Genomic DNA, 24,271 nt, shown 5'->3' with positions numbered 1-24,271 from the left:
TCAGGCGCTCTCGCGCACCATGTCCACGTGGGGGAGGCCGGCGTCGAGGAATTCGCCGCTGGCCACCTGGAAGCCTAGCCGTTCGTAGAAGGGAATGGCGTAGACCTGCGCCGTCAGCAACTGGCGCTGCAGGCCCTGGCTTTCCGCCTGCTCGATGGCGGCGCGCATCAGCAGGTCGCCGACCTTCAGGCCGCGCCAGTCCTTGAGGACCGACACCCGGCCGATGTGCCCGTCCGGCAGGAGGCGGGCGGTGCCGATGGCATAGTCGCCTTCGAAGGCCAGGAAGTGCACGGCTTCGACATCCTCGGCGTCCCATTCGAGTTCCGGCGGGACCGATTGCTCAGCGATGAACACCGCCTCGCGAATGCGCCGCAGATCGGCATTATCCTTCTGCCAGTCCGCGACGCGAACCCTGATCTTGCTACTCATCGGCAAACTCCAGACTGCCCTGTTTGATCAGTTCTCCGATGAGCTTACGCCCATCGTCGTCGGCCAGCCATTGGCCGAGATTCCCTTCGTGCAGCGACTGGGCCGAGCACACCAGCTTTAGCAGGTCGCGCAGTTTTTCCGGCAGGACCACGGTCTGGCCGCTGGCGAACAGCAGTAGGCCGACGTCCACTTCGCTCCAGGCCATGCGGGCGCTGGGGTTGCGGATCAGCACTTCGCCGTCTTCGATGGCGGCGGTCAGGTCGTCTTCCTCGATCTCCTCGCCGGCCACCAGTTCCGGGTAGCGCGGCTCGGTCATGAACTGGCCGAACCAGGTGAGCAGCAGGCGTTCGTCGCTCATGTGCTCCTGCAGCAGGTTCTTCAGGCGATCGAGGGCGTCGCGCTGGATCTGGTGCTGGTCGAAGTCGCCTTTCATCGCCGCCATGCCGGCGTCGCTGTAGCGCTCCTCGTCGGAGAGGAACTGGGCGAGGAAGTCAGTGAAGTGGGTCAGTACTTCGGCGGCGCTGGGTGCGCGGAAACCGACCGAGTAGGTCATGCAGTCGTCTTCGGCGATGCCGTAGTGAGCCACGCGCGGCGGCAGGTAGAGCATGTCGCCGGGTTCCAGCACCCAGTCGGCGCTTTCTTCGAATTCGGCGAGGATGCGCAGGTCGGCGTGGGGCAGCATCGGGCTGCTGGCGTCGCAGGTCTGGCCGACTTTCCAGCGACGGCGACCGTGGCCCTGCAGCAGGAATACGTCGTAGTTGTCGAAGTGCGGGCCAACGCCGCCGCCCGGTGCGGCGTAGCTGATCATCACGTCATCGATGCGCCAGCTGGGCAGGAACTTGAAGTGTTCCAGCAGCTCGGCGACTTCCGGGATGAACTGGTCGACGGCCTGCACCAGCAGGGTCCAGTCGCGCTCGGGCATCTGGCTGAAGGTGTCTTCCTGGAACGGGCCGCGGCGCAGCTCCCACGGGCTGTCGCCGTGTTCGAGGACGATGCGCGATTCGATCATCTCTTCCAGGGCGAGGCCGGCCAGTTCGTCAGGGTCCAGCGGGCTCTTGAAATCGGGGATGGCCTGGCGCACCAGCAGGGGCTTTTTCTGCCAGTAATCGCGGAGGAATTCTTCGGCGCTGATGCCGCCCAAAAGCTGAAGAGGAATAGCAGGATTCATGGTTAAGTCCTTGAAACAAAAACGCCCGGCACAGCCGGGCGTGCAAAGTCAGGGCGAATCTCAGATACGCTTGGCCTGGGCGACAGCGTTACCGATGTAGTTCGCGGGGGTCAGTTTCTTCAGCTCGGCCTTGGCTTCTGTCGGCATGTCGAGGCCTTCGATGAACACCTGCAGGGCTTCGGCGCTGATGCCTTTGCCGCGGGTCAGCTCCTTGAGCTTCTCGTAGGGGTTCTCGATGCCGTAGCGGCGCATGACGGTCTGTACCGGCTCGGCCAGGACTTCCCAGCAGGCGTCCAGGTCATCGGCGATGCGTGCGGCGTTCAGCTCCAGCTTGCCGATGCCTTTCAGGCTGGCTTCGTAGGCGATGACGCTGTGGGCAAAACCGACGCCCAGGTTGCGCAGCACGGTGGAGTCGGTCAGGTCGCGCTGCCAGCGGGAGATCGGCAGTTTGCTGGCCAGGTGCTGGAGCAGGGCGTTGGCGATACCCAGGTTGCCTTCGGAGTTCTCGAAGTCGATCGGGTTGACCTTGTGCGGCATGGTCGAGGAGCCGATTTCCCCGGCGACGGTCTTCTGCTTGAAGTAGCCCAGGGAGATGTAGCCCCAGATGTCGCGGTCGAAGTCGATGAGGATGGTGTTGAAGCGCGCTACGGCGTCGAACAGCTCGGCGATGTAGTCGTGCGGCTCGATCTGGGTGGTGTAGGGGTTCCAGTTCAGGCCGAGGTCGCCTTCGATGAATTCGCGGGCGTTGGCTTCCCAGTCAACCTGCGGGTAGGCCGACAGGTGGGCGTTGTAGTTGCCCACCGCGCCGTTGATCTTGCCCAGCAGCTCGACCGAAGCGACCTGCTTGATCTGGCGCTCCAGGCGGTAGACGACGTTGGCCAGTTCCTTGCCCAGGGTGGTCGGGGAGGCCGGCTGGCCGTGGGTGCGCGAGAGCATCGGCACGTCGGCGAACTTCACCGCGAGCTCGCGGATGGAGTCGGCGATCTGGCGCATCAGCGGCAGCAGTACGGTGTCACGGCCTTCGCGCAGCATCAGGGCGTGGGACAGGTTGTTGATGTCCTCGGAGGTGCAGGCGAAGTGGATGAACTCGCTGACCTTGGCCAGTTCCGGCAGCTTGGCGGCTTGTTCCTTGAGCAGGTACTCCACGGCCTTGACGTCGTGGTTGGTGGTGCGCTCGATGTCCTTGATGCGCTGCGCGTGCTCCAGCTGGAAGTCGTCGGCCAGCTGGTTCAGCAGGGCGTTGGCTTCGGCGGAGAAGGGCGCGACTTCAGGGACGCCGGCGTGGGCGGCGAGACGCTGGAGCCAGCGAACCTCCACCAGGACGCGGAAACGGATCAGGCCGTATTCGCTGAAAATCGGACGCAGGGCGCTGGTCTTGCTGCCGTAACGGCCGTCAACGGGGGATACCGCGGTAAGGGAGGAAAGCTGCATGGGGCGTTCTCGTAGCTGTCGGTCAACGAAAAGGGCGCACATCATACATGAATGGCGCGAACCGGTCGCCCTTGCGACGACCGGAAGGACGTGTTTCAGCCGCGCAGCAGGGGGCGCAGTTCGTTCAGCATTTTCTTCCGGCTGAAGAGCATCTGCCAGCGGTTGCCGCCGAGCTGTCGCCACAGGCGCGCGGAGCGGATGCCGGCCAGCAGCAGGGCGCGGATACGCGCGGCGTTGGCGTTGATCTGCAGGTGGCGCATGTCACCGTGCACCTGGATGCGCTGGCGGAAAGTGCTCAGAGTGTCCTGGTAGAGGCCGGCGCAGGAAGCGATGACGTTCTCGTGGACCAGGCCGAAGTGCTGTACCTGCTGCTGAACCTGGTCCAGACGGGTGCCCATGATGTCGAGCATGTCGGGACGCTTGTTGAGCTGGCGTTCCAGGCCGATCAGCGACAGGGCGTAGCGCAGCGGCTCGCGCTGCAGGCTGTTGGGGTCGCGCTCGAGGGCGCTGACCAGGGCGCGGAAGCCCTCGCGCAGGTTGGCGGTGTCGCCGCCGTAGACGTCGAGGGTGGTCTTCGGGTCGCGCACCAGCAGGCTGCCGAGCATGCAGCCCAGCGGCGCCTCGGGGATCTGCCCGGTGCGGGCGAGGCGGTCTACCAGCGAGGCGGCTTCGAAGACGCCGGAGAGGGCGATGATCTGGTCGTGCAGATCGCTCATTTACTGTCCTTAGCGAACGCGGGTTCAGCGGATTCGATGACGCCGCCACCGAGGCAGACTTCGCCGTCATAGAAGACGACGGACTGGCCCGGGGTGACGGCGCGCTGCGGCTCGTCGAAGACGGCGCGGTAGCCGTTCTCGGTACGTTCCAGCACGCAGTCCTGGTCGGCCTGGCGGTAGCGCACCTTGGCGCGCAGGGCCTTGGGCTGGCCTAGGTCGATGGGGTTGACCCAATAGATGTGCGAGGCGTGCAGGGCTCGGGAAAACAGCCATGGATGGTCGTTGCCCTGGCCGACGACCAGGACGTTGCGTACCAGGTCCTTCTCCAGCACGTACCAGGGGCTGTCGTCGGCATTCTTCAGGCCGCCGATGCCGAGACCCTGGCGCTGGCCGATGGTGTGGTACATCAGGCCGACGTGCTTGCCGATGACCGTGCCGTCGGTGGTCTCGATATTGCCCGGCTGGGCTGGCAGGTACTGCTTGAGGAAGTCGCTGAAACGACGTTCGCCGATGAAGCAGATGCCGGTGGAGTCCTTCTTCTTTGCGGTGGCCAGGCCGTATTTCTCGGCGATGGCGCGAACCTCGGGCTTTTCCAGTTCGCCGACCGGGAACAGGGTCTTTCCGATCTGCTCGCCGCCCACGGCGTGGAGGAAGTAGCTCTGGTCCTTGTTCGGGTCCAGGCCCTTGAGCAGCTCGCTGCGGCCGTCGATGTCGCGGCGGCGCACGTAGTGCCCGGTGGCGATCAGGTCGGCGCCCAGGGCGACGGCGTAGTCGAGGAAGGCTTTGAACTTGATTTCGCGGTTGCAGAGGATGTCCGGGTTCGGCGTGCGGCCGGCCTTGTATTCCTCGAGGAAATGCTCGAAGACGTTGTCCCAGTACTCTGCGGCAAAGTTGGCGGTGTGCAGCTTGATGCCAATACGGTCGCAGACGGCCTGGGCGTCGGCGAGGTCGGTCATGGCGGTGCAGTACTCGGTGCCGTCGTCTTCTTCCCAGTTCTTCATGAACAGTCCTTCCACCTGATAACCCTGCTCCTTGAGGAGAAGGGCGGAGACGGAGGAATCCACGCCGCCGGACATGCCGACGATGACGCGGGTGTTCTGGGGGGCTTTGGGTGAGCTAGACATGGCAGCGGGTCACGAACGCAGGTAAAGAGGGCGATTCTACCAGAGCCGAGCGCCAGAGGCTCGGCTGCCGGCTTGAGGTTGGCTCAGTCGCGGATCAGGGCCAGCGGGAAGCGCTCGCCTTCGAGGTAATCGTCGATGCAGCGCAGCACCAGATGACTGCGCCAGCGATCGGGTTGTGCGGCCAGCTCTTCGCGGGTCATCCAGCGGGCGCCGAGGATGCCGTCGTCGAGCTCGCGCTCGGGATGATGGCGCTGGGGGCGCGCGGCGAAACAGACGCGCTGGTAGGTCACGCCGTTGCTCGGCGCGGTGTACAGGTAGATGCCGGTGACGGCGGTCAGCTCCACGTTCCAGCCGGTTTCCTCGAGGGTTTCGCGCACGGCGGCCTCGAGCAGGGTCTCGTTGGCTTCCAGGTGGCCGGCGGGCTGATTGAAGACCTGCTTTTTGTCAGCGGACATTTCCTCCACGAGCAGGAAGCGGCCCTGGTCTTCGACGATGGTGGCGACGGTGACGTGTGCTAGCCAGCGCATGGTAACGATCTCGTTGGGGCGAAAAGGCGCGAGTTTAACGTGGCGGGGTGCAGAAAGCAGAACCCCCGGGAAGGCCCGGGGGTTCTGGTATCACGCGAAAAGGCTTACGCCAGTGCGTCGATCGCGGCGTTGAAGGTCGCGCTCGGGCGCATGACCTTGCTGGTCAGCTCCGCGTCGGAACGGTAGTAACCACCGATTTCCGCCGGCTTGCCCTGTACGCCGTTGAGTTCGGCGACGATGGCCGCTTCCTTCTCGGTCAGGGTCTTGGCCAGGCCGGCGAAGTGAGCCTTCAGCTCGGCGTCGTCGTTCTGCTCGGCCAGGGCCTGGGCCCAGTACATGGCCAGGTAGAAGTGGCTGCCGCGGTTGTCGATCTCACCGATCTTGCGCGACGGCGACTTGTTGTTGTCGAGCAGCTTGCCGGTGGCGATGTCCAGGGTCTTGCCCAGTACCTTGGCCTTGGCGTTGTCGGTCTTGATGCCTTCTTCTTCGAAGGAGACGGCCAGAGCCAGGAACTCGCCCAGGGAATCCCAGCGCAGGTAGTTCTCTTCCACCAGCTGCTGTACGTGTTTCGGAGCCGAGCCGCCGGCGCCGGTTTCGTACATGCCGCCGCCCGCCATCAGCGGAACGATGGAGAGCATCTTGGCCGAGGTGCCCAGTTCCATGATCGGGAACAGGTCGGTCAGGTAGTCGCGCAGGACGTTGCCGGTCACCGAGATGGTGTCCAGGCCGCGCAGCTGACGCTCCATGCTGGTACGGATGGCTTCGTTGTAGCCTTTGACGCTGATGTCCAGACCGGTCAGGTCGTGGTCCTTCAGGTACAGCTCGACCTTCTTGCGCAGCTCGTTGTCGTGGGCGCGCTCCGGGTCCAGCCAGAAGATGGCCGGGGTGTTGGAAGCGCGGGCGCGGGTAACGGCCAGCTTGACCCAGTCACGGATCGGGGCGTCCTTGGTCTGGCAGGCGCGCCAGATGTCACCGGCTTGAACTTCGTGCTGCATCAGGACCTTGCCGTCGGCGTCGACAACGCGCATCACGCCGTCAGCTTCCAGTTCGAAGGTCTTGTCGTGGGAGCCGTATTCCTCGGCTTTCTGCGCCATCAGGCCGACGTTCGGTACGCTGCCCATGGTGGTCGGGTCGAACGCGCCGTTGGTTTTGCAGAAGTTGATCATTTCCTGGTAGATGCGGGCGTAGGTGCTTTCCGGCATTACCGCTTTGGTGTCTTTCTGCTTGCCGTCCTTGCCCCACATCTGACCCGAGTTGCGGATCATGGCCGGCATGGAGGCGTCGACGATCACGTCGCTGGGGATGTGCAGGTTGGTGATGCCCTTGACCGAGTCGACCATCGCCATTTCCGGGCGGTGGCTGTACACCTCGTGGATGTCGTGCAGGATTTCTTCCTGCTGCGAGGCCGGCAGCGACTTGATCTTGTCATAGACGCTGGAGATGCCGTTGTTCGGGTTCACGCCCAGCTCTTCGAACAGCTGGCCGTACTTCTCGAACACGTCCTTGTAGTAGACGGTGACGGCGTGGCCGAAGACGATCGGGTGGGAGATCTTCATCATGGTGGCCTTGACGTGCAGGGACCACATGACGCCGGTTTCCTTGCAGTCCTGCAGGGTCTTCTCGAAGAAGGCGCGCAGTTTGCTGCAGCTCATGAACATGCTGTCGAGGACTTCGCCGTCCTGCATCTTCAGGGTCTTCTTGGTCTCGACCTTGCCGTCCTTGCCGACGAACTCGATGCGGACTTCACCGGCCTTCGGAATGGTGACCGACTGCTCGCTGGAGAAGAAGTCGCCGCCACGCATGTAGTCGGCGTGGGAGCGCGAAGCCATGCTCCACTTGCCCATGCTGTGCGGGTGCTTGCGAGCGTAGGCTTTCACGGCAGCCGGGGCGCGGCGGTCGGAGTTGCCTTCACGCAGGACCGGGTTCACGGCGCTGCCCAGGACCTTGGCGTAGCGGGCGCGGGTGTCTTTCTCGGCGTCGGTCTGCGGATCTTCCGGGAAGTCCGGAACGGCGTAGCCCAGCTTCTGCAGCTCGGCGATGGCGCCCTTGAGCTGCGGTACCGAAGCGGAGATGTTCGGCAGCTTGATGATGTTGGCTTTGGCGTCGGTGGCCAGTACGGCCAGGTAGGCCAGATCGTCTTCGATCGCCTTGTCGCCGAGCTGGTCAGCGAAGGAGGCCAGGATACGGCCCGAAAGAGAGATGTCGCGGGTCTCGACGTCGATGCCGGCGGAAGCGGCAAAGGCTTTTACGATAGGAAGAAGCGAATAGGTGGCAAGGGCGGGTGCTTCGTCGGTGAAGGTGTAGGTGATCTTCGAGCGGATGGACATCTCGTTCTAACTCTCTTCTTTGCTGGGCGCGCACAGAGTCTCGAATCGCGTTGGTACACGCTTGCGGTCAGCGAAGTGGTTGACCGACCTTCGAGATTTGCCGCGGGGATATTGGGGCGCCAGTAGAGCGTTGTACGGCGGGATCCTGGTGAGGACGTGCGCCGCTGCGAGGAGAGAGTCTGGTCCCAGACTGCTCGGACCTCGATGACCATTAAGTCATGCCGGCCAGTATACCACCCTAAAGGCAGGGTGAAGCGTGTCCCTTTTTTAGACTAAGGAATGATGTAGTTCGATTACCGACTTGTGAGCTACCCTCAGTGGCTGCAAGAGGGTTTCAATCAAAAAGCGGAGTTCAGCATGGGATACCAAAAGATCCAGGTGCCGGCCGGTGACAAAATCACCGTCAACGCCGATATGTCCTTGAATGTACCGAAGAACCCGATCATCCCCTTTATCGAGGGTGATGGCATTGGCGTCGATATCAGCCCGGTCATGATCAAGGTCGTCGACGCTGCCGTCGAGAAAGCCTACAAAGGCGACCGCAAGATCGCGTGGATGGAAGTCTATGCCGGCGAGAAAGCCACTCAGGTCTACGACCAGGATACCTGGCTGCCCCAGGAAACCCTGGATGCCGTTCGCGACTACGTCGTATCGATCAAGGGCCCGCTGACCACTCCGGTGGGCGGCGGCATTCGCTCGCTGAACGTGGCGCTGCGCCAGCAGCTCGACCTTTATGTCTGCCTGCGCCCGGTGCGCTGGTTCGAAGGTGTGCCGAGCCCGGTGAAGAAGCCCGGTGACGTGGATATGGTGATCTTCCGCGAGAACTCCGAAGACATCTATGCCGGCGTCGAGTGGAAGGCCGGTACTCCCGAAGCCCAGAAGGTCATCAAGTTCCTCACCGAGGAAATGGGCGTCAAGAAGATCCGCTTCACCGACGATTGCGGCATCGGCATCAAGCCGGTTTCCCGGGAGGGCACCAAGCGCCTGGTGCGCAAGGCCCTGCAGTACGCCGTGGACAATGACCGCAGCTCGGTCACCATCGTCCATAAAGGCAACATCATGAAATTCACCGAGGGTGCGTTCAAGGACTGGGGCTATGAGCTTGCCCGTGACGAGTTCGGTGCGCAGCTGCTCGATGGCGGCCCGTGGATGCAGTTCAAGAACCCGACTACCGGCAAGAATATCGTGGTGAAGGACGTGATCGCCGACGCGATGCTGCAGCAGATCCTGCTGCGTCCGGCCGAGTACGACGTGATCGCCACCCTCAACCTGAATGGCGACTACCTGTCCGACGCCCTGGCGGCGGAGGTGGGTGGTATCGGCATTGCGCCGGGTGCCAACCTGTCCGACTCGGTGGCCATGTTCGAGGCAACCCATGGTACTGCCCCCAAGTACGCCGGCCTGGACAAGGTCAATCCGGGTTCGGTGATCCTCTCCGCCGAGATGATGCTGCGCCACATGGGCTGGCCGGAAGCGGCCGACCTGATCATCGACGGTGTGAACGGCGCCATCGCCGCAAAGACCGTGACCTACGACTTCGAGCGACTGATGGACGGTGCCAAGCTGCTGTCGTGCTCCGAGTTCGGCGACGCGATCATCGCCAAGATGTAACCGGGTGATTCTTCGCCCATGAAAAAGGCCGGCTTACTGCCGGCCTTTTTCGTTTCGTCTGATCCTTGACGAATCAGGCTTCCGCCGTGAGGTTCTCTACCTCGCTGCTCGGGGCAGTCTGCGCGGACGGGGTGGATGCATTGGCGTTGACGGGCTGGATGTTCACCGCGTGCAACCCCTTCGGACCTTGCAGGATCTCGAAACTGACGGGTTGGCCGGCCTTGAGAGTCTTGTAGCCATCCATCTGGATTGCCGAGTAATGAGCAAACAGGTCCTCATCTCGGCCATCAGCCAGGATGAAACCGTAGCCCTTGGCGTTGTTGAACCACTTGACCTTACCGCTAAGCATGCTGATATCCCTCTGCAAAGGACTCCATCGCTGGAGTATCATCCACTACTATTCCGCTATGCCTTTTTCTGAAGACTGGCGTCCGGAACTCCTGATACCCTCCGGGGGGTATCCTTTGGTTGTAACACCCTTTTGCCGTTAGTCAAGGCGGCGTCGTCTGGGCCTGAGAGGCGATTCAAACTCCGGCCGGCCCACTCATTCACCCACTCGCAAAGCTTTTATTCCAGCATGCATGCAAGTAGCCAGATTCGACTAACATTCAATCAGGACCGCCCGGATCCAATGGAAGACGACGGGACGGGGCTGGCGGTTGAAGAAGCCAAACCTGCCCTGAAGGCGCCGTCCATGTATCGGGTCATCATGTTCAACGATGATTACACCCCGATGGATTTCGTGGTTGAGGTGCTCGAGCTGTACTTCAACATGAACCGCGAGCAGGCAACCAAGGTCATGTTGACTGTGCATACCCAGGGCAAGGCGCACTGCGGGACCTTTACCCGCGATGTCGCGGAAACCAAAGCCATGCAGGTCAATCAATATGCGAGGGAGAGCCAACATCCACTGTTGTGCGAAATTGAGATAGAAGGTTGATGCGGATGTTTGGGAGCGAGGTGAAGTCATGTTGAATCGAGAGCTCGAAGTCACCCTCAATCTCGCCTTCAAGGAGGCGCGGGCGAAGCGGCATGAGTTCATGACCGTTGAGCACTTGCTGTTGGCGCTTCTGGATAATGAGGCTGCCGCGACGGTTCTGAAGGCGTGCGGTGCGAATCTGGACAAGCTGCGGCGAGACCTGCAGGAGTTCATCGATTCCACCACGCCGCTGATCCCCCAGCACGACGAGGATCGCGAAACCCAGCCGACCCTGGGCTTCCAGCGCGTCCTGCAGCGTGCCGTATTCCACGTGCAGAGTTCCGGCAAGCGCGAAGTCACCGGCGCCAACGTACTGGTCGCCATCTTCAGCGAGCAGGAGAGCCAGGCGGTGTTCCTGCTCAAGCAGCAGAGCGTCGCGCGGATCGACGTGGTCAACTACATCGCCCATGGCATCTCCAAGGTGCCGGGCCATGCCGAGCATCAGGACAGCGAGCAGGAGATGCAGGACGAGGAGGGCGGCGAGTCTTCCACTTCCAGCCATCCGCTGGATGCCTATGCCAGCAACCTGAACGATTTGGCGCGCCAGGGTCGCATTGACCCGCTGGTCGGTCGTGAGTCGGAAGTCGAGCGCGTCGCGCAGATCCTCGCTCGTCGCCGCAAGAACAACCCGCTGCTGGTGGGTGAGGCTGGCGTTGGCAAGACCGCCATCGCCGAAGGCCTGGCCAAGCGCATCGTCGATGGCCAGGTGCCGGACCTGCTGTCCGACAGCGTCGTCTACTCCCTGGATCTGGGTGCGCTGCTGGCGGGCACCAAGTACCGCGGCGACTTCGAGAAGCGCTTCAAGGCGCTACTCAACGAACTGCGCAAGCGCCCGCATGCGGTGCTGTTCATCGACGAAATCCACACCATCATCGGTGCCGGTGCGGCATCGGGCGGGGTGATGGATGCTTCCAACCTGCTGAAGCCGCTGCTGTCGTCCGGTGAGATCCGCTGCATTGGTTCGACCACCTTCCAGGAATTCCGCGGCATCTTCGAGAAGGATCGCGCGCTGGCTCGTCGCTTCCAGAAGGTCGACGTCACCGAACCGTCCGTCGAAGACACCTTCGGCATCCTGAAAGGCCTGAAGCCACGCTTCGAGCAGCATCACCACATCGAGTACAGCGATGAGGCGCTTCGCGCCGCCGCCGAGCTGGCTGCCCGCTACATCAATGACCGGCACATGCCAGACAAGGCCATCGATGTGATCGACGAGGCCGGTGCCTACCAGCGCCTGCAGCCGGAAGAGAAGCGCGTGAAGCGCATCGAGGTGCCGCAGGTCGAGGACATTGTCGCGAAGATCGCGCGGATTCCGCCCAAGCATGTGTCCAGCTCCGATAAAGAGCTGCTGCGCAACCTTGAGCGTGATCTGAAGCTGACCGTGTTCGGTCAGGCTGCGGCCATCGAGTCGCTGTCCACGGCCATCAAGCTGTCACGCGCCGGCCTCAAGTCGCCTGACAAGCCTGTCGGCTCCTTCCTGTTCTCCGGTCCGACCGGGGTGGGCAAGACCGAGGTGGCTCGTCAGCTGGCCAAAGCGTTGGGTGTGGAGCTGGTGCGCTTCGACATGTCCGAGTACATGGAGCGGCATACCGTGTCCCGTCTGATCGGCGCGCCTCCGGGTTATGTCGGTTTCGACCAGGGCGGCCTGCTTACCGAGGCGATCACCAAGACGCCGCACTGCGTGCTGCTGCTGGATGAGATCGAGAAGGCGCACCCGGAAGTCTTCAACCTGCTGCTGCAGGTGATGGACCACGGCACCCTGACCGACAACAACGGGCGCAAGGCGGACTTCCGCAATGTCATCCTGATCATGACCACCAACGCTGGTGCGGAAACTGCGGCGCGGGCCTCCATCGGCTTCACGCAGCAGGACCATTCCACCGATGCGATGGAAGTGATCAAGAAGAGCTTCACACCGGAGTTCCGCAACCGCCTGGACACCATCATCCAGTTCGGCCGTCTGAGTCACGAGACCATCAAGAGCATCGTCGACAAGTTCCTCACCGAGCTGCAGGCGCAGCTGGAGGACAAGCACGTGCAGATCGAGGTCAGCGATTCGGCGCGCGGCTGGCTGGCCGACAAGGGCTACGATCCGCAGATGGGCGCTCGCCCAATGGCGCGGCTGATCCAGGACAAGATCAAGCGGCCGCTGGCCGAGGAGATCCTGTTCGGCGAGCTGGCCGAGCACGGCGGTGTGGCCCATGTGGACCTGAAGGATGGCGAGCTGGCCTTCGAGTTCGAAGTGATCGCCGCAGAGCCGGCCTGACGAGTATTAATCAGGCCCAAACGAAAACGCCCGGCAATGCCGGGCGTTTTTCTGTGTGCCGGCTTTTGCCGGCACCTACCGTCTGTCAGCGAGCGCGGTAGGTGATGCGACCCTTGGACAGGTCGTAGGGCGTCAGTTCAACGCGAACTTTGTCGCCGGTCAGGATGCGGATGTAGTTCTTGCGCATCTTCCCGGAGATGTGCGCGGTAACGACGTGCCCGTTCTCCAACTCCACGCGGAACATGGTGTTGGGCAGGGTGTCGACGACAGTGCCTTCCATTTCGAAGCTGTCTTCTTTCGACATGCAGTAGAACCCTCGGTATCTATGGTTGCCTGAAGTTTCAGGGCATTAAAAAAGGCACACATTGTGCCTGAAATCGCCCCACAACGCCAATGGCTGTTTTCGCCTCAGTTCAGCGCTACCCAGTGCTGGTTCACGAAAAGCTCGATCGGCCGGTACTGGGTCTTGTAGTTCATCTTCCGGCAGTTCTTGATCCAGTAGCCGAGGTAGACGGCGTGCAGGTTCAGGCGTTCGGTCTCGGCGACCTGCCAGAGGATGGCGAATCGGCCGAGACTGCGGCGCTCCTCGTCCGGGTCGTAGAAGGTATAGACCGCGGAGAGTCCGTTGGGCAGGACGTCAGTCACCGCGACGGCAAGCAGCCTGCCGTGGAGGCGGAACTCGAAGAAGCAGCTGAACGGCAAGTCACGCACCAGGAAGGTGGCGAACTGGTCGCGGCTGGGTGGGTACATGTCGCCGTCTGCATGGCGCTGCTCGATGTAGCGCATGTAGAGAGCGTAGTACTCCTCGGTGAAGGCGGGACGCTTGCGGACAACTTCCAGGTCGGCGTTGCGCTTGATGATGCGCTTCTGCTGGCGATTTGGTTGGAAGCCGGCGGCCGGAATGCGCGCCGGGATGCACGCGGTGCAGTGCTGGCAGTGCGGCCGGTAGAGATGCTCACCGCTGCGCCGGAAACCCACCTCGGACAGCGAGGCGTACAACTGCGCGTCCATGGGCTGGCTGGGGTCGAGGAACAGGGTGGTGGCCTGCTCCTCGGGCAGATAGCTGCATGGATGCGGTTGCGTGGCGTAAAACTTCAGGCGGGCGAGCTCGGTCATCTTCAACCCCTGCGAGGTCCCTCAGGCAAGTTTAAGACAGGCTGAGCGGGTCCGCCTGCGAAGTCCAGTCCTGCGATGGTGTTTCGTCGAGATGACGGCGCAGGTAGCTGGCGAATTCACGGCGGGAAATGGCGCGGGCGCCGAAACTGTGCAGGTGCTGGGTCGGCATCTGGCAGTCGATCATCACGAAGCCGGCGGCCTTCAGGCGCTGTACCAGAGTGACGAATGCGACCTTGGAGGCATTGTCGGCGCGGCTGAACATGGATTCGCCGAAGAACAGGCGGCCGATGGCCAGTCCGTAAAGCCCGCCGACCAGTTCATTGTCTTGCCAGGCCTCTGCCGAGTGGGCGACACCCAGCCGGTGCAGCTGGCAGTACGCGTCCTGCATTGGTGTGGTGATCCAGGTGCCGTCCGCATAATCGCGCGGGCCGGCGCAGCCGTGGATGACCTGCTCGAAGGCCTGGTCGATCGTGACCTGATACTGCTGCTGGCGAACAAACTTGGCCAGGCTGCGGGAGACGTGCAGTTCTTCGGGAAACAGAACGGTGCGCGGGTCCGGTGACCACCAGAGGATCGGCTGGCCGTCCTGGTACCAGGGGAAGCAGCCATGGCGGTAGGCCTGGATCAGGCGCTGCGGGTTGAGGTCCCCGCCGGCCGCAAGCAGGCCGTTGGGCTCATGCAGGGCCTTGTCGAGGGGCGGGAAGTCGAAATTGCTGCGGGAAAGCCACTTGAGCATAGGGAGGAGGGGAGGGCGAGCCTCCCCTGGCGCCGATCAGTTGTCGTCGAGGAACTTTTCGGCGTCCAGCGCGGCCATGCAGCCGGCGCCGGCGGAAGTGATCGCCTGGCGGTACACGTGGTCGGCCACGTCGCCGGCGGCGAACACGCCGTCGATGCTGGTCAGGGTCGCGTTGCCTTCGGCGCCGCCCTTGATCTTCAGGTAGCCGTCGTGCATCTCCAACTGACCCTTGAACAGGTCGGTGTTGGGCTTGTGGCCGATAGCGATGAATACGCCGGACAGGTCCAGTTGGCGGGTTTCGCCGCTTTCAGCGTCTTTCAGGCGGACGCCGATCACACCCATGTTGTCGCCCAGGACTTCGTCCAGGGTGGTGTTCCAGTGCAGGCGGACGTTGCCGTTCTTGGCCTTCTCGAACAGCTTGTCCTGCAGGATCTTCTCCGAGCGCAGCTTGTCGCGGCGGTGAATCAGGTGGACTTCCTTGGCGATGTTGGACAGGTACAGCGCCTCTTCCACGGCGGTGTTGCCGCCGCCGACCACGCAGACGACCTGGTTGCGGTAGAAGAAACCGTCACAGGTAGCGCAGGCAGAAACGCCCTTGCCCATGAAGGCTTCTTCCGAGGACATGCCCAGGTACTGGGCCGAAGCGCCGGTGGCGATGATCAGCGCGTCGCAGGTGTAGGTGCCGCTGTCGCCCTTGAGGGTGAAGGGCTTCTGCTGCAACTCGGCGGTGTGGATGTGGTCGTAGACGATCTCGGTATCGAAACGCTTGGCGTGCTGCTCCATGCGCTGCATCAGGGCCGGGCCGGTCAGGCCCTCGACGTCGCCGGGCCAGTTGTCGACCTCGGTGGTGGTGGTCAGCTGGCCGCCGGGCTGGATGCCGGTGATGACAACAGGCTTGAGGTTGGCGCGCGCGGCGTACACGGCCGCGGTGTAGCCCGCGGGGCCGGAGCCCAGGATGATCAGGCGCGAATGCTTGACTTCACTCATAAAAAGACTCCATAAGCCTTTGTCACGTAAGAGAATGCATGCTCCAATTGAGCAGCCGAAAAGCGGTGTTGGGCTATGCTACACCGAACCCCGGAAAGCCGGCAAAAGCGCAGTCAGGCACACCCGGGTTCGCTGGCATCGGCCGGCCAAAGCCGTACAATAGGCCCGTTTCGCGGCCCAACGACTCTCGGACGCGCGTAGAGCGCAGGAATAGAAGCGTTTTGAAGGACACCACAGCAAGCCATGCCGCCGCCTGGCGCCAGCAACTGCATTACCGTCTGAAGGAAGGGGCCCTGATCGCGCTCGGCGCGCTCTGCCTTTACCTCTGGATGGCACTGCTCACCTACGATTCCTCCGATCCGGGCTGGAGCCACTCCAGCCACGTCGAACAGGTGCAGAACGCGGCCGGCCGCCTGGGCGCGCTGAGCGCTGACATCCTGTTCATGGTGCTGGGCTATTTCGCCTACCTGTTTCCGCTGCTGCTGGCGGTGAAGACCTACCAGGTCTTCCGCAAGCGCCACATGGCCTGGGAGTGGAGCGGCTGGCTGTTCTCCTGGCGTCTGATCGGCCTGGTGTTCCTGGTCCTGTCCGGCTCCGCGCTGGCTTACATCCATTTCCACACCAGCGGTGCTCACATGCCGGCCACGGCTGGCGGGGCCCTGGGCGAGAGCCTGGGCCAACTGGGCATCAATGCGCTGAACGTGCAGGGCAGTACGCTGCTGTTCCTGGCGCTGTTCCTGTTCGGCATGACGGTGTTCGCCGACCTGTCCTGGTTCAAGGTGATGGACGTCACCGGCAAGATCACCCTCGATCTGTTCGAACTCATCCATAACGCCACCAACCGCTGGTGGAGCGCCCGCAGCGAGCACAAGCAGCTCGTCGCCCAGTTGCGTGAGGTCGACGAACGTGTGGCCGAAGTCGCCGCGCCCATCGTTGCCGATCGCCGCGAGCAGGCCAAGGTCAAGGAACGCCTGATCGAGCGCGAGGAAGCGCTGGTCAAGAGCGTGCAGGAGCGCGAAAAGCGCGTGGCGCCGAAGATCGACGTCCCGCCGCCGCCCACCAAGCCGGCCGAGCCGAGCAAGCGCGTGCTGAAAGAGAAGCAGGCGCCGCTGTTCGTCGATACCGCCGTGGAAGGCACGCTGCCGCCGCTGTCGATCCTCGACCCGGCGTCGGAAAAGAAGCAGAGCTACTCGCCCGAGTCCCTGGAGGCTATGTCGCGCCTGCTGGAGATCAAGCTCAAGGAGTTCGGTGTCGAGGTCATCGTCGAGTCCGTGCATCCGGGTCCGGTGATCACCCGTTTCGAAATCCAGCCAGCCGCCGGCGTGAAGGTCAGCCGCATCTCCAACCTGGCCAAGGACCTGGCGCGCTCGCTGGCCGTAATCAGCGTGCGCGTGGTGGAAGTCATCCCCGGCAAGACCACCGTCGGAATCGAGATTCCCAACGAAGACCGGCAGATGGTGCGCTTCTCCGAAGTGCTGATGACGCCGGAATACGACGAGCACAAGTCCACCGTGCCGCTGGCCCTGGGTCACGATATCGGCGGCAACCCGATCATCACCGACCTGGCGAAGATGCCGCACCTGCTGGTGGCCGGTACCACCGGTTCCGGTAAGTCGGTGGGCGTGAACGCGATGCTGTTGTCGATCCTGTTCAAGTCCACGCCCGAAGAGGCGCGGCTGATCATGATCGACCCGAAGATGCTGGAACTGTCGATCTACGAAGGCATTCCGCATCTGCTCTGTCCGGTGGTCACCGACATGAAGGAGGCCGCCAACGCGCTGCGCTGGAGCGTCGCCGAGATGGAGCGCCGCTACAAGCTGATGGCGGCCATGGGCGTGCGGAACCTCGCAGGCTTCAACCGCAAGGTGAAGGACGCGGAGGAAGCAGGCACCCCGCTGACCGACCCGCTGTACCGCCGCGAGAGCATGGAAGACGAAGCGCCACTGCTGCAGACGCTGCCGACCATCGTGGTGGTGGTCGACGAATTCGCCGACATGATGATGATCGTCGGCAAGAAGGTGGAAGAGCTGATCGCCCGTATCGCCCAGAAGGCGCGTGCGGCGGGCATCCACCTGATCCTGGCGACCCAGCGTCCGTCGGTGGACGTGATCACTGGCCTGATCAAGGCGAACATCCCGACCCGTATCGCCTTCCAGGTCTCCAGCAAGATCGACTCGCGCACCATCCTCGACCAGGGCGGCGCCGAACAACTGCTGGGGCACGGTGACATGCTCTACCTGCCGCCGGGCACCGGCCTGCCGATCCGCGTCCATGGCGCTTTCGTCTCCGACGACGAAGTACACCGCGTCGTCGAGGCGTGGAAGCTGCGTGGCGCGCCGAACTACATCGAGGACATCCTCGCTGGCGCCGAAGAGGGCGGTGGCGGTTCGTTCGAGGGCGGTGGTGGCGGCGAAGGCGGCGAGGGCAGCGAGGACGATCCGCTCTACGACGAAGCCGTGCGCTTCGTGACCGAAAGCCGCCGGGCTTCGATCTCCGCCGTGCAGCGCAAGCTGAAGATCGGCTACAACCGCGCCGCGCGGATGATCGAGGCAATGGAGATGGCCGGCGTGGTCACTCCGATGAATACCAATGGCTCGCGCGAAGTAATGGCGCCGGCCCCGATCCGTGATTGATTCGACTTCGAGGATTTCGATGCGTCTGATCCGCCTGTTGTTCGTTGCTGCGCTGGCTGTTGCCGGCGCCCAGGCCCATGCCGACGAGGCTGCTGCGCAGCGCCTGAGCGGGATGCTCACCAAGGCCCAGACAATGACCGCGCGCTTTTCCCAGTTGACCCTGGACGGCAGCGGCACCCGCCTGCAGGAAACCGCCGGCACCCTGGGCCTGAAACGTCCGGGGCTGTTCCGCTGGCACACCGATGCTCCGAACGAGCAGCTGTTGATCTCCAATGGCGAGAAAATCTGGCTGTACGATCCGGACCTGGAACAGGTGACCATCCAGAAGCTCGACCAGCGCCTGACCCAGACCCCGGCGTTGTTGCTCTCCGGTGATGTGTCGAAGATCGGCCAGAGCTTCGACATCACCGCCAAAGATGGCGGCAACGTGGTCGACTTCACCCTCAAGCCGAAGTCCAAGGACACCCTGTTCGACAGCCTGCGGATTTCCTTCCGCAGTGGCGTGGTGAACGACATGCAGCTGATCGACAGCGTCGGCCAGCGCACCAACATCCTGTTCTTCGACGTGAAGATGAACGAGGCGATGGACGCCAAGCAATTCGTCTTCGAGGTGCCCAAGGGCGTCGACGTCATCCAGGAGTGACCGGTACTGCGCGCCTGCGTCAAGTCCCCAGCTTTGAGTGATAAATAGGTAAGACCTTGGATCTGTTCCGCTCCGCCCCCGTTTCCCAGCCCCTGGCCGCGCGCCTGCGCGCGACCAGCCTGGACGAGTACGTCGGCCAGGAGCACCTGCTCGCCCGCGGCAAGCCGCTGCGCGAGGCGCTGGAGCAGGGCGCGCTGCACTCGATGATCTTCTGGGGCCCGCCTGGGGTCGGCAAAACGACTCTGGCGAAGCTGCTGGCCCAGGTCACTGACGCGCACTTCGAGACCATCTCCGCGGTGCTCTCTGGCGTGAAGGAAATCCGCCAGTCGGTGGAAGTGGCCAAGCAGCACGCCGCGCAGTACGGCCGCCGCACCATCCTCTTCGTCGACGAAGTGCACCGCTTCAACAAGAGCCAGCAGGATGCCTTCCTGCCCTATGTGGAAGACGGCACGCTGATCTTCATTGGCGCGACCACCGAGAACCCGTCTTTCGAGCTGAATAACGCGTTGCTCTCCCGCGCCCGCGTCTATGTGCTGAAAAGCCTGGACGAAGCAGCCCTGCGCCGACTGGTCGAGCGCGCGCTGACCGAGGAGAAGGGGCTGGGCAAGCGCAACCTGAGCCTGCCTGACGACAGCTTCGCCATCCTCATGGCTGCCGCCGATGGCGATGGCCGGCGCCTGCTCAACCTGCTGGAGAACGCCTCCGATCTCGCCGAGGACAACGGCGAGATCAGTGCCGAGCTGCTGCAGAACCTGCTGGGCGACTCGCGCCGGCGCTTCGACAAGGGCGGTGAGGCCTTCTACGACCAGATCAGCGCGCTGCACAAGTCGGTGCGCGGCTCCAGCCCTGATGGCGCGCTGTACTGGTATTCGCGCATGCTCGATGGCGGCTGCGATCCGCTGTACATCGCCCGTCGCGTAGTGCGCATGGCCAGCGAGGACATCGGTAACGCCGATCCGCGCGCCCTGACCCTGTGCTTGCACGCCTGGGATGTGCAGGAGCGCCTCGGCAGCCCCGAAGGTGAATTGGCGATTGCGCAGGCTATCGTGTACCTGGCCTGCGCGCCGAAGAGCAATGCCGTCTACAACGCCTACAACACGGCGCGCCGTGACGTGGCGGAGAGCGGTTCGCTGGAAGTGCCGCTGCATCTGCGCAACGCACCGACCAAGCTGATGAAGAACCTGGGCTATGGCGACGAGTACCGTTATGCCCATGATGAGCCGGATGCCTATGCGGCCGGAGAAGACTACTTCCCCGAGTCCATGGAACCGCGCCAGTATTACCAACCCGTGCCGCGCGGGCTCGAACTGAAGATCGGCGAAAAGCTGCGCCACCTGGCCAGCCTCGACAAGGCCAGTTCCCGCCGTCGCAGAAAATCCTGAAGTGGCGCCCGCGAGCGCCGCCTGACACTAGACACGAGAAGACACCATGCTCGATTCCAAACTGGTTCGTACCCAGCCGCAGGAAGTGGCCGAACGCCTGGCCACTCGCGGCTTCACCCTGGACGTGGCGCGCATCGAAGCGCTGGAGAGCCAGCGCAAATCCGTGCAGACCCGCACCGAGACGCTGCAGGCCGAGCGCAACTCGCGCTCCAAGGCCATCGGCCAGGCCATGAAGAATGGTGAAGACGTCGCGCCGCTGAAGGCCGAGGTCAACCGCATGGCCGAGGAGCTGGAATCCGGCAAGCGCGAGCTGGACGCCATCCAGGCCGAGCTGGACAGCCTGCTGCTGAACATCCCCAACTTGCCGCACGAGTCTGTGCCGGTGGGCGCTGACGAGGAAGAGAACGTCGAAGTCCGCCGTTGGGGAACCCCGCGCACCTTCGATTTCGACATCAAGGACCACGTCGCCCTGGGCGAGCAGCACGGCTGGCTGGACTTCGAGACCGCCGCCCGTCTGTCCGGCGCCCGTTTTGCGCTGATGCGCGGCCCGATCGCCCGCCTGCACCGCGCCCTGGCGCAGTTCATGATCGACCTGCACACCCGCGAACACGGCTACGAAGAGGCCTACACCCCGTACCTGGTGCAGGCTCCGGCGCTGCAAGGCACCGGCCAGCTGCCGAAGTTCGAGGAAGACCTGTTCAAGATCCAGCGCGAAGACGAAGCGGACCTGTACCTGATCCCGACCGCCGAAGTCTCGCTGACCAACATCGTTGCCGGCCAGATCCTCGATGCGAAGGAGCTGCCGCTGAAGTTCGTCGCTCACACGCCCTGCTTCCGCAGCGAAGCCGGTGCGTCGGGCCGCGATACCCGCGGCATGATCCGCCAGCACCAGTTCGACAAGGTCGAGATGGTGCAGATCGTCGAGCCGTCCAAGTCCTGGGAGGCCCTGGAAAGCCTGGTCGGCAACGCCGAGAAGGTCCTCCAGGCCCTGGAGCTGCCGTACCGCGCCCTGGCGCTGTGTACTGGCGACATGGGCTTCGGCGCGGCCAAGACCTATGACCTCGAAGTCTGGGTGCCGAGCCAGGACAAGTACCGCGAGATTTCCTCCTGCTCCAACTGCGGCGACTTCCAGGCCCGCCGCATGCAGGCGCGCTACCGCAACCCGGAGACCGGCAAGCCGGAGCTGGTGCACACCCTCAACGGCTCGGGCCTGGCCGTGGGCCGCACCCTGGTCGCCGTGCTGGAGAACTACCAGCAGGCCGACGGCTCGATCCGTGTACCGGAAGTGCTCAAGCCGTACATGGCGGGCATCGAGGTCATCGGCTGAGATGGACTTCCTGCCGCTGTTCCACATCCTGCGCGGACGTCGCGCGCTACTGGTCGGCGGCGGTGATGTCGCACTGCGCAAGGCGCGCCTGCTGAGCGACGCCGGCGCAGTGCTGCGAGTCGTGGCTCCGGAAGTGCATTCGGAGCTGCGTGAGCTGATCGAGGAGGGCGCGGGCGAATTGCTCCTGCGCCCCTACGCTCAGGGTGATCTTCAGGATTGCGTTCTGGTCATCGCCGCCACCGACGATGAGCCGCTCAATGCCCAGGTTTCCCGCGACGCCAACGAGCGTGGCGTTCCGGTCAATGTCGTCGATGCGCCGGCCCTGTGCAGTGTGATCTTCCCGGCCATTGTCGACCGCTCGCCACTGGTGGTGGCGGTTTCCAGTGGCGGCGATGCGCCGGTACTGGCACGCCTGCTGCGCGCCAAGCTGGAAACCTGGATTCCCGCGACCTACGGCCAACTGGCCGGTCTCGCCAGCCGCTTCCGCGAGCGCGTGAAGCGGCGCCTGCCGGACCTGCAGCAACGCCGCAAGTTCTGGGAGGAGGTGTTCCAGGGCCCGGTCGCCGAGCGCATGATCGCCGGCCAGCCAAGCGAAGCCGAGCGCCTGCTGGCGGACAAGCTGGAATCGCCGCAGGCGGAGTCTCGCGGTGAGGTCTATCTGGTTGGCGCCGGTCCGGGCGATCCCGACCTGCTGACGTTCCGCGCCCTGCGCCTGATGCAGCAGGCCGACGTGGTGCTCTACGACCGCCTCGTTGCGCCGGCCATCCTCGAGTTGTGTCGCCGTGACGCAGACCGACTCTACGTCGGCAAGCGCCGTGCGGACCACGCCGTGCCGCAGGACGAGATCAATCGCAAGCTGGTCGAGCTGGCCCAGCAGGGCAAGCGCGTGCTGCGCCTGAAGGGCGGCGACCCGTTCATCTTCGGACGTGGTGGCGAGGAAATCGACGAACTGGCAGCCAATGGCATCCCATTCCAGGTTGTGCCGGGCATTACGGCGGCCAGCGGTTGTGCTGCCTATGCCGGTATTCCGCTGACTCATCGTGACTACGCGCAGTCCGTGCGCTTCGTGACGGGCCACCTGAAAGACGGCAGCACCGACCTGCCGTGGAACGATCTGGTCGCCCCCGGGCAGACCCTGGTGTTCTACATGGGCCTGGTTGGCTTGCCGGTCATTTGCGAGCAACTGGTGCGTCACGGTCGTTCCGCCGATACGCCGGCGGCGCTCATCCAGCAGGGCACCACAGTGCACCAGCGCGTGTTCACTGGCACCCTGGCAAACCTGCCGGAGCTGGTGGCCGAGCATGAAGTGCATGCACCGACTCTGGTGATTGTCGGGGAAGTGGTGCAGCTGCGTGAGAAGCTGGCGTGGTTCGAGGGGCAGCAGTGATATCCCCGCGCGTTGCGATCCTGGGCGCTGCGTGTGCGCTGGGTTGCATCGCCTTGCCAGCCCATGCGGCCAGCTTCGACTGCAAGAAGGCCAAGCAGGCGGACGAGAAGGCCATCTGCGCGGATCGCCAGCTTTCCGAGATGGATGTGCAGGTGGCGACCACCTACCGCCTGCTGCGCGGCCTGTTCGCCATGGGCATGCGCGGAAACCTGGGTGACTCCCAGCTCGCCTGGCTGGAGCAGCGCCGCGCCTGCGGCGCCAACAAGGCCTGCCTCAAGCAGCGCTACCAGGAACGTCTGGACGCGTTGCAGAAGGTCTACGACGGTATCGACAAACCGATCTGACTCGGTGCTCCTGCAGGCGCGGACCTTGTCCGCGAATTGCAGGCGCGGCCCGCTCCCACAGGAGCGGTGCTGCTGGTCAGCCCCTGCGCGTGATCCCTTTGCCCGGCAGGTGGTCCCGTCCGTGCGGTCCGGTGAAGTCCTGCAGGGGGCCGAGCGGCACGACGCCGGTTGGGTTGATGGTGCGGTGGCTGGCGTAGTAGTGGTTCTTGATGTGCTGGAAATCCACGGTTCCGGCAACGCCCTCCAGTTGATACAGCTCGCGCAGCCAGCCGGACAGATTCGGGTAGTCCGCCAGGCGCCGTAGGTTGCACTTGAAGTGGCCGTGGTAGACCGCGTCGAAGCGGATCAGTGTGGTGAACAGCCGCACGTCGGCTTCGGTCAGGTATTCACCGGCCAGGTAGCGCTGCTTGCTCAGGCGCTCTTCCAGCCAATCCAGTTCGTTGAACAGGGTCTTGAAGGCCTCTTCGTAGGCGTCTTGCGTCGTCGCGAAACCGGCGCGGTACACGCCGTTGTTCACTGCCGGGTAGATGCGCTCATTCAGTTCGTCGATCTGCGCGCGCAGCGGCTCCGGGTAGAGGTCCAGCGGGTTGCCGGTGATGCCGTCGAAGGCGCTGTTGAACATGCGGATGATCTCCGCCGATTCGTTGCTGACGATGCGTTGCTCGTGTTTGTCCCACAGCACTGGCACGGTCACGCGGCCGGTGTAGTTCGCGTCGTCCTTGGTGTAGCGCTGATGGAGGAAGGTCAGGCCGTCGAGCTTGTCGCCCGTGGAGCCGAGGGCTTTGTCGAAGGTCCAGCCGTTTTCCAGCATCAGCCAGCTGACCACCGAGACGTCGATCAGCGATTCCAGGCCCTTGAGCTGGCGGTAGATCAGCGTGCGGTGGGCCCAGGGGCAGGCCAGGGATACATAGAGGTGATAGCGGCCGGCTTCGGCGCGGAAGCCGCCTTCGCCGGTGGGGCCGGGTTGGCCGTCGGCGGTAACCCAGTTGCGGCGCTGCGCGTTCTCGCGCTGGAAGCGGCCGTCCTTGCTGGTGTCATACCACTGGTCATGCCAGCGGCCATCGATCAACTGTCCCATCTCATTGCTCCAGAACACGGGGGAGATGGGACCAGTCTATCGGCTATGGCTCGATTGTTTAGC

22 protein-coding genes are annotated in these 24,271 nt (G+C 63.6%); 9 read left to right on the top strand and 13 right to left on the bottom strand.

All coding sequences use genetic code 11. From position 1 onward, the window contains the following. The 7 genes from IB273_RS06605 to IB273_RS06575 all read right to left on the bottom strand — a co-directional run bounded on the left by IB273_RS06605 (position 1) and on the right by IB273_RS06575 (position 7,722). The gene (locus IB273_RS06605; protein WP_017517103.1) at positions 1-429 is read right to left on the bottom strand and encodes a GNAT family N-acetyltransferase; all 429 of its coding nucleotides are present in this window, start codon (positions 427-429) and stop codon (positions 1-3) included. Further along, positions 422-1,597, bottom strand: coding sequence for a cupin domain-containing protein (locus IB273_RS06600; RefSeq protein WP_081520484.1), 1,176 nt, complete (start codon positions 1,595-1,597; stop codon positions 422-424). Before IB273_RS06600 ends, IB273_RS06605 begins: the two co-directional genes overlap by 8 nt. Before the next feature lie 60 nt (positions 1,598-1,657). After that, complete coding sequence (purB, locus tag IB273_RS06595) at positions 1,658-3,028, bottom strand: adenylosuccinate lyase (protein ID WP_081520483.1); 1,371 nt, start codon at positions 3,026-3,028, stop codon at positions 1,658-1,660. Between the two features lie 95 nt (positions 3,029-3,123). Continuing rightward, positions 3,124-3,744: a high frequency lysogenization protein HflD gene (hflD, locus tag IB273_RS06590; protein WP_081520482.1), complete on the bottom strand. Its 621-nt coding sequence runs from the start codon at positions 3,742-3,744 to the stop codon at positions 3,124-3,126. After that, positions 3,741-4,868, bottom strand: a complete 1,128-nt coding sequence (mnmA, locus tag IB273_RS06585) for a tRNA 2-thiouridine(34) synthase MnmA (RefSeq protein WP_192223610.1) — start codon at positions 4,866-4,868, stop codon at positions 3,741-3,743. Before mnmA ends, hflD begins: the two co-directional genes overlap by 4 nt. Positions 4,869-4,951: 83 nt before the next feature. After that, complete coding sequence (locus IB273_RS06580) at positions 4,952-5,395, bottom strand: NUDIX hydrolase (RefSeq protein ID WP_192223609.1); 444 nt, start codon at positions 5,393-5,395, stop codon at positions 4,952-4,954. Between the two features lie 104 nt (positions 5,396-5,499). Continuing rightward, a complete protein-coding gene (locus tag IB273_RS06575; protein WP_081520479.1) occupies positions 5,500-7,722 on the bottom strand; it encodes an NADP-dependent isocitrate dehydrogenase in 2,223 nt (740 codons plus the stop codon). A 357-nt stretch (positions 7,723-8,079) separates the two neighbouring features. Here IB273_RS06575 and icd point away from each other — a divergent pair, with 357 nt between their 5' ends. Continuing rightward, on the top strand, positions 8,080-9,333 hold the full coding sequence (icd, locus tag IB273_RS06570) for an NADP-dependent isocitrate dehydrogenase (RefSeq protein WP_081520478.1): 1,254 nt from the start codon (positions 8,080-8,082) through the stop codon (positions 9,331-9,333). A 73-nt stretch (positions 9,334-9,406) separates the two neighbouring features. Here icd and cspD read toward each other — a convergent pair whose 3' ends face one another. Next, positions 9,407-9,682, bottom strand: a complete 276-nt coding sequence (cspD, locus tag IB273_RS06565; RefSeq protein ID WP_045214920.1) for a cold shock domain-containing protein CspD — start codon at positions 9,680-9,682, stop codon at positions 9,407-9,409. Between the two features lie 228 nt (positions 9,683-9,910). Between cspD and clpS the strand changes: the two genes are divergently transcribed. Both clpS and clpA read left to right on the top strand, forming a co-directional pair. Continuing rightward, positions 9,911-10,273, top strand: a complete 363-nt coding sequence (gene clpS, locus IB273_RS06560; RefSeq protein WP_081520477.1) for an ATP-dependent Clp protease adapter ClpS — start codon at positions 9,911-9,913, stop codon at positions 10,271-10,273. A 28-nt stretch (positions 10,274-10,301) separates the two neighbouring features. Then, positions 10,302-12,575, top strand: a complete 2,274-nt coding sequence (gene clpA, locus IB273_RS06555) for an ATP-dependent Clp protease ATP-binding subunit ClpA (RefSeq protein ID WP_081520476.1) — start codon at positions 10,302-10,304, stop codon at positions 12,573-12,575. Between the two features lie 85 nt (positions 12,576-12,660). Here clpA and infA read toward each other — a convergent pair whose 3' ends face one another. From infA to trxB, 4 genes are all read right to left on the bottom strand, one after another. Beyond that, positions 12,661-12,879 (bottom strand): translation initiation factor IF-1, encoded by a 219-nt coding sequence (gene infA / locus IB273_RS06550; protein ID WP_002553999.1) that lies wholly within the window; start codon positions 12,877-12,879, stop codon positions 12,661-12,663. A gap of 104 nt (positions 12,880-12,983) precedes the next feature. Beyond that, on the bottom strand, positions 12,984-13,691 hold the full coding sequence (locus IB273_RS06545) for an arginyltransferase (protein WP_192223608.1): 708 nt from the start codon (positions 13,689-13,691) through the stop codon (positions 12,984-12,986). A 31-nt stretch (positions 13,692-13,722) separates the two neighbouring features. Next, the gene (aat, locus tag IB273_RS06540) at positions 13,723-14,427 is read right to left on the bottom strand and encodes a leucyl/phenylalanyl-tRNA--protein transferase (RefSeq protein WP_192223607.1); all 705 of its coding nucleotides are present in this window, start codon (positions 14,425-14,427) and stop codon (positions 13,723-13,725) included. Between the two features lie 36 nt (positions 14,428-14,463). Continuing rightward, positions 14,464-15,414, bottom strand: a complete 951-nt coding sequence (gene trxB / locus IB273_RS06535) for a thioredoxin-disulfide reductase (RefSeq protein ID WP_081520473.1) — start codon at positions 15,412-15,414, stop codon at positions 14,464-14,466. 221 nt (positions 15,415-15,635) lie between these two features. Between trxB and ftsK the strand changes: the two genes are divergently transcribed. The 6 genes from ftsK to IB273_RS06505 are packed head-to-tail and all read left to right on the top strand — an operon-like array spanning position 15,636 to position 23,130. Continuing rightward, positions 15,636-18,047, top strand: a complete 2,412-nt coding sequence (gene ftsK, locus IB273_RS06530) for a DNA translocase FtsK (RefSeq protein WP_081520472.1) — start codon at positions 15,636-15,638, stop codon at positions 18,045-18,047. A 19-nt stretch (positions 18,048-18,066) separates the two neighbouring features. Continuing rightward, on the top strand, positions 18,067-18,690 hold the full coding sequence (gene lolA, locus IB273_RS06525) for an outer membrane lipoprotein chaperone LolA (RefSeq protein ID WP_192223606.1): 624 nt from the start codon (positions 18,067-18,069) through the stop codon (positions 18,688-18,690). Positions 18,691-18,746: 56 nt separating this feature from the next. Further along, positions 18,747-20,072 (top strand): replication-associated recombination protein A, encoded by a 1,326-nt coding sequence (locus tag IB273_RS06520; RefSeq protein WP_081520470.1) that lies wholly within the window; start codon positions 18,747-18,749, stop codon positions 20,070-20,072. A gap of 46 nt (positions 20,073-20,118) precedes the next feature. Further along, entirely contained in the window at positions 20,119-21,399 is a 1,281-nt protein-coding gene (gene serS / locus IB273_RS06515) for a serine--tRNA ligase (RefSeq protein ID WP_081520469.1), read from the top strand. Between the two features lies 1 nt (position 21,400). Further along, the gene (gene cysG, locus IB273_RS06510; RefSeq protein ID WP_192223605.1) at positions 21,401-22,786 is read left to right on the top strand and encodes a siroheme synthase CysG; all 1,386 of its coding nucleotides are present in this window, start codon (positions 21,401-21,403) and stop codon (positions 22,784-22,786) included. 53 nt (positions 22,787-22,839) lie between these two features. Then, complete coding sequence (locus tag IB273_RS06505) at positions 22,840-23,130, top strand: lysozyme inhibitor LprI family protein (protein ID WP_225594993.1); 291 nt, start codon at positions 22,840-22,842, stop codon at positions 23,128-23,130. A 76-nt stretch (positions 23,131-23,206) separates the two neighbouring features. On the opposite strand, the gene IB273_RS06500 is transcribed toward IB273_RS06505, so the two are convergent. After that, positions 23,207-24,208 (bottom strand): glutathione S-transferase family protein, encoded by a 1,002-nt coding sequence (locus tag IB273_RS06500; RefSeq protein WP_192223604.1) that lies wholly within the window; start codon positions 24,206-24,208, stop codon positions 23,207-23,209. Between the last annotated feature and the right edge of the window lie 63 nt (positions 24,209-24,271).

Source organism: Pseudomonas sp. PDM19 (genome assembly GCF_014852215.1).
Lineage (GTDB): Bacteria > Pseudomonadota > Gammaproteobacteria > Pseudomonadales > Pseudomonadaceae > Pseudomonas.
Note: the sequence above shows the minus strand (reverse complement) of the source record. Positions and strands in the feature narration are given on the sequence as shown.

Excerpts from the sequence above, each read along its gene's own strand:
- IB273_RS06605 (WP_017517103.1), bottom strand. The coding sequence starts at position 429 with ATGAGTAGCAAGATCAGGGTTCGCGTCGCGGACTGGCAGAAGGATAAT.
- IB273_RS06600 (WP_081520484.1), bottom strand. The coding sequence starts at position 1,597 with ATGAATCCTGCTATTCCTCTTCAGCTTTTGGGCGGCATCAGCGCCGAA.
- purB (WP_081520483.1), bottom strand. The coding sequence starts at position 3,028 with ATGCAGCTTTCCTCCCTTACCGCGGTATCCCCCGTTGACGGCCGTTAC.
- hflD (WP_081520482.1), bottom strand. The coding sequence starts at position 3,744 with ATGAGCGATCTGCACGACCAGATCATCGCCCTCTCCGGCGTCTTCGAA.
- mnmA (WP_192223610.1), bottom strand. The coding sequence starts at position 4,868 with ATGTCTAGCTCACCCAAAGCCCCCCAGAACACCCGCGTCATCGTCGGC.
- IB273_RS06580 (WP_192223609.1), bottom strand. The coding sequence starts at position 5,395 with ATGCGCTGGCTAGCACACGTCACCGTCGCCACCATCGTCGAAGACCAG.
- IB273_RS06575 (WP_081520479.1), bottom strand. The coding sequence starts at position 7,722 with ATGTCCATCCGCTCGAAGATCACCTACACCTTCACCGACGAAGCACCC.
- icd (WP_081520478.1), top strand. The coding sequence starts at position 8,080 with ATGGGATACCAAAAGATCCAGGTGCCGGCCGGTGACAAAATCACCGTC.
- cspD (WP_045214920.1), bottom strand. The coding sequence starts at position 9,682 with ATGCTTAGCGGTAAGGTCAAGTGGTTCAACAACGCCAAGGGCTACGGT.
- clpS (WP_081520477.1), top strand. The coding sequence starts at position 9,911 with ATGCATGCAAGTAGCCAGATTCGACTAACATTCAATCAGGACCGCCCG.
- clpA (WP_081520476.1), top strand. The coding sequence starts at position 10,302 with ATGTTGAATCGAGAGCTCGAAGTCACCCTCAATCTCGCCTTCAAGGAG.
- infA (WP_002553999.1), bottom strand. The coding sequence starts at position 12,879 with ATGTCGAAAGAAGACAGCTTCGAAATGGAAGGCACTGTCGTCGACACC.
- IB273_RS06545 (WP_192223608.1), bottom strand. The coding sequence starts at position 13,691 with ATGACCGAGCTCGCCCGCCTGAAGTTTTACGCCACGCAACCGCATCCA.
- aat (WP_192223607.1), bottom strand. The coding sequence starts at position 14,427 with ATGCTCAAGTGGCTTTCCCGCAGCAATTTCGACTTCCCGCCCCTCGAC.
- trxB (WP_081520473.1), bottom strand. The coding sequence starts at position 15,414 with ATGAGTGAAGTCAAGCATTCGCGCCTGATCATCCTGGGCTCCGGCCCC.
- lolA (WP_192223606.1), top strand. The coding sequence starts at position 18,067 with ATGCGTCTGATCCGCCTGTTGTTCGTTGCTGCGCTGGCTGTTGCCGGC.
- serS (WP_081520469.1), top strand. The coding sequence starts at position 20,119 with ATGCTCGATTCCAAACTGGTTCGTACCCAGCCGCAGGAAGTGGCCGAA.
- cysG (WP_192223605.1), top strand. The coding sequence starts at position 21,401 with ATGGACTTCCTGCCGCTGTTCCACATCCTGCGCGGACGTCGCGCGCTA.
- IB273_RS06500 (WP_192223604.1), bottom strand. The coding sequence starts at position 24,208 with ATGGGACAGTTGATCGATGGCCGCTGGCATGACCAGTGGTATGACACC.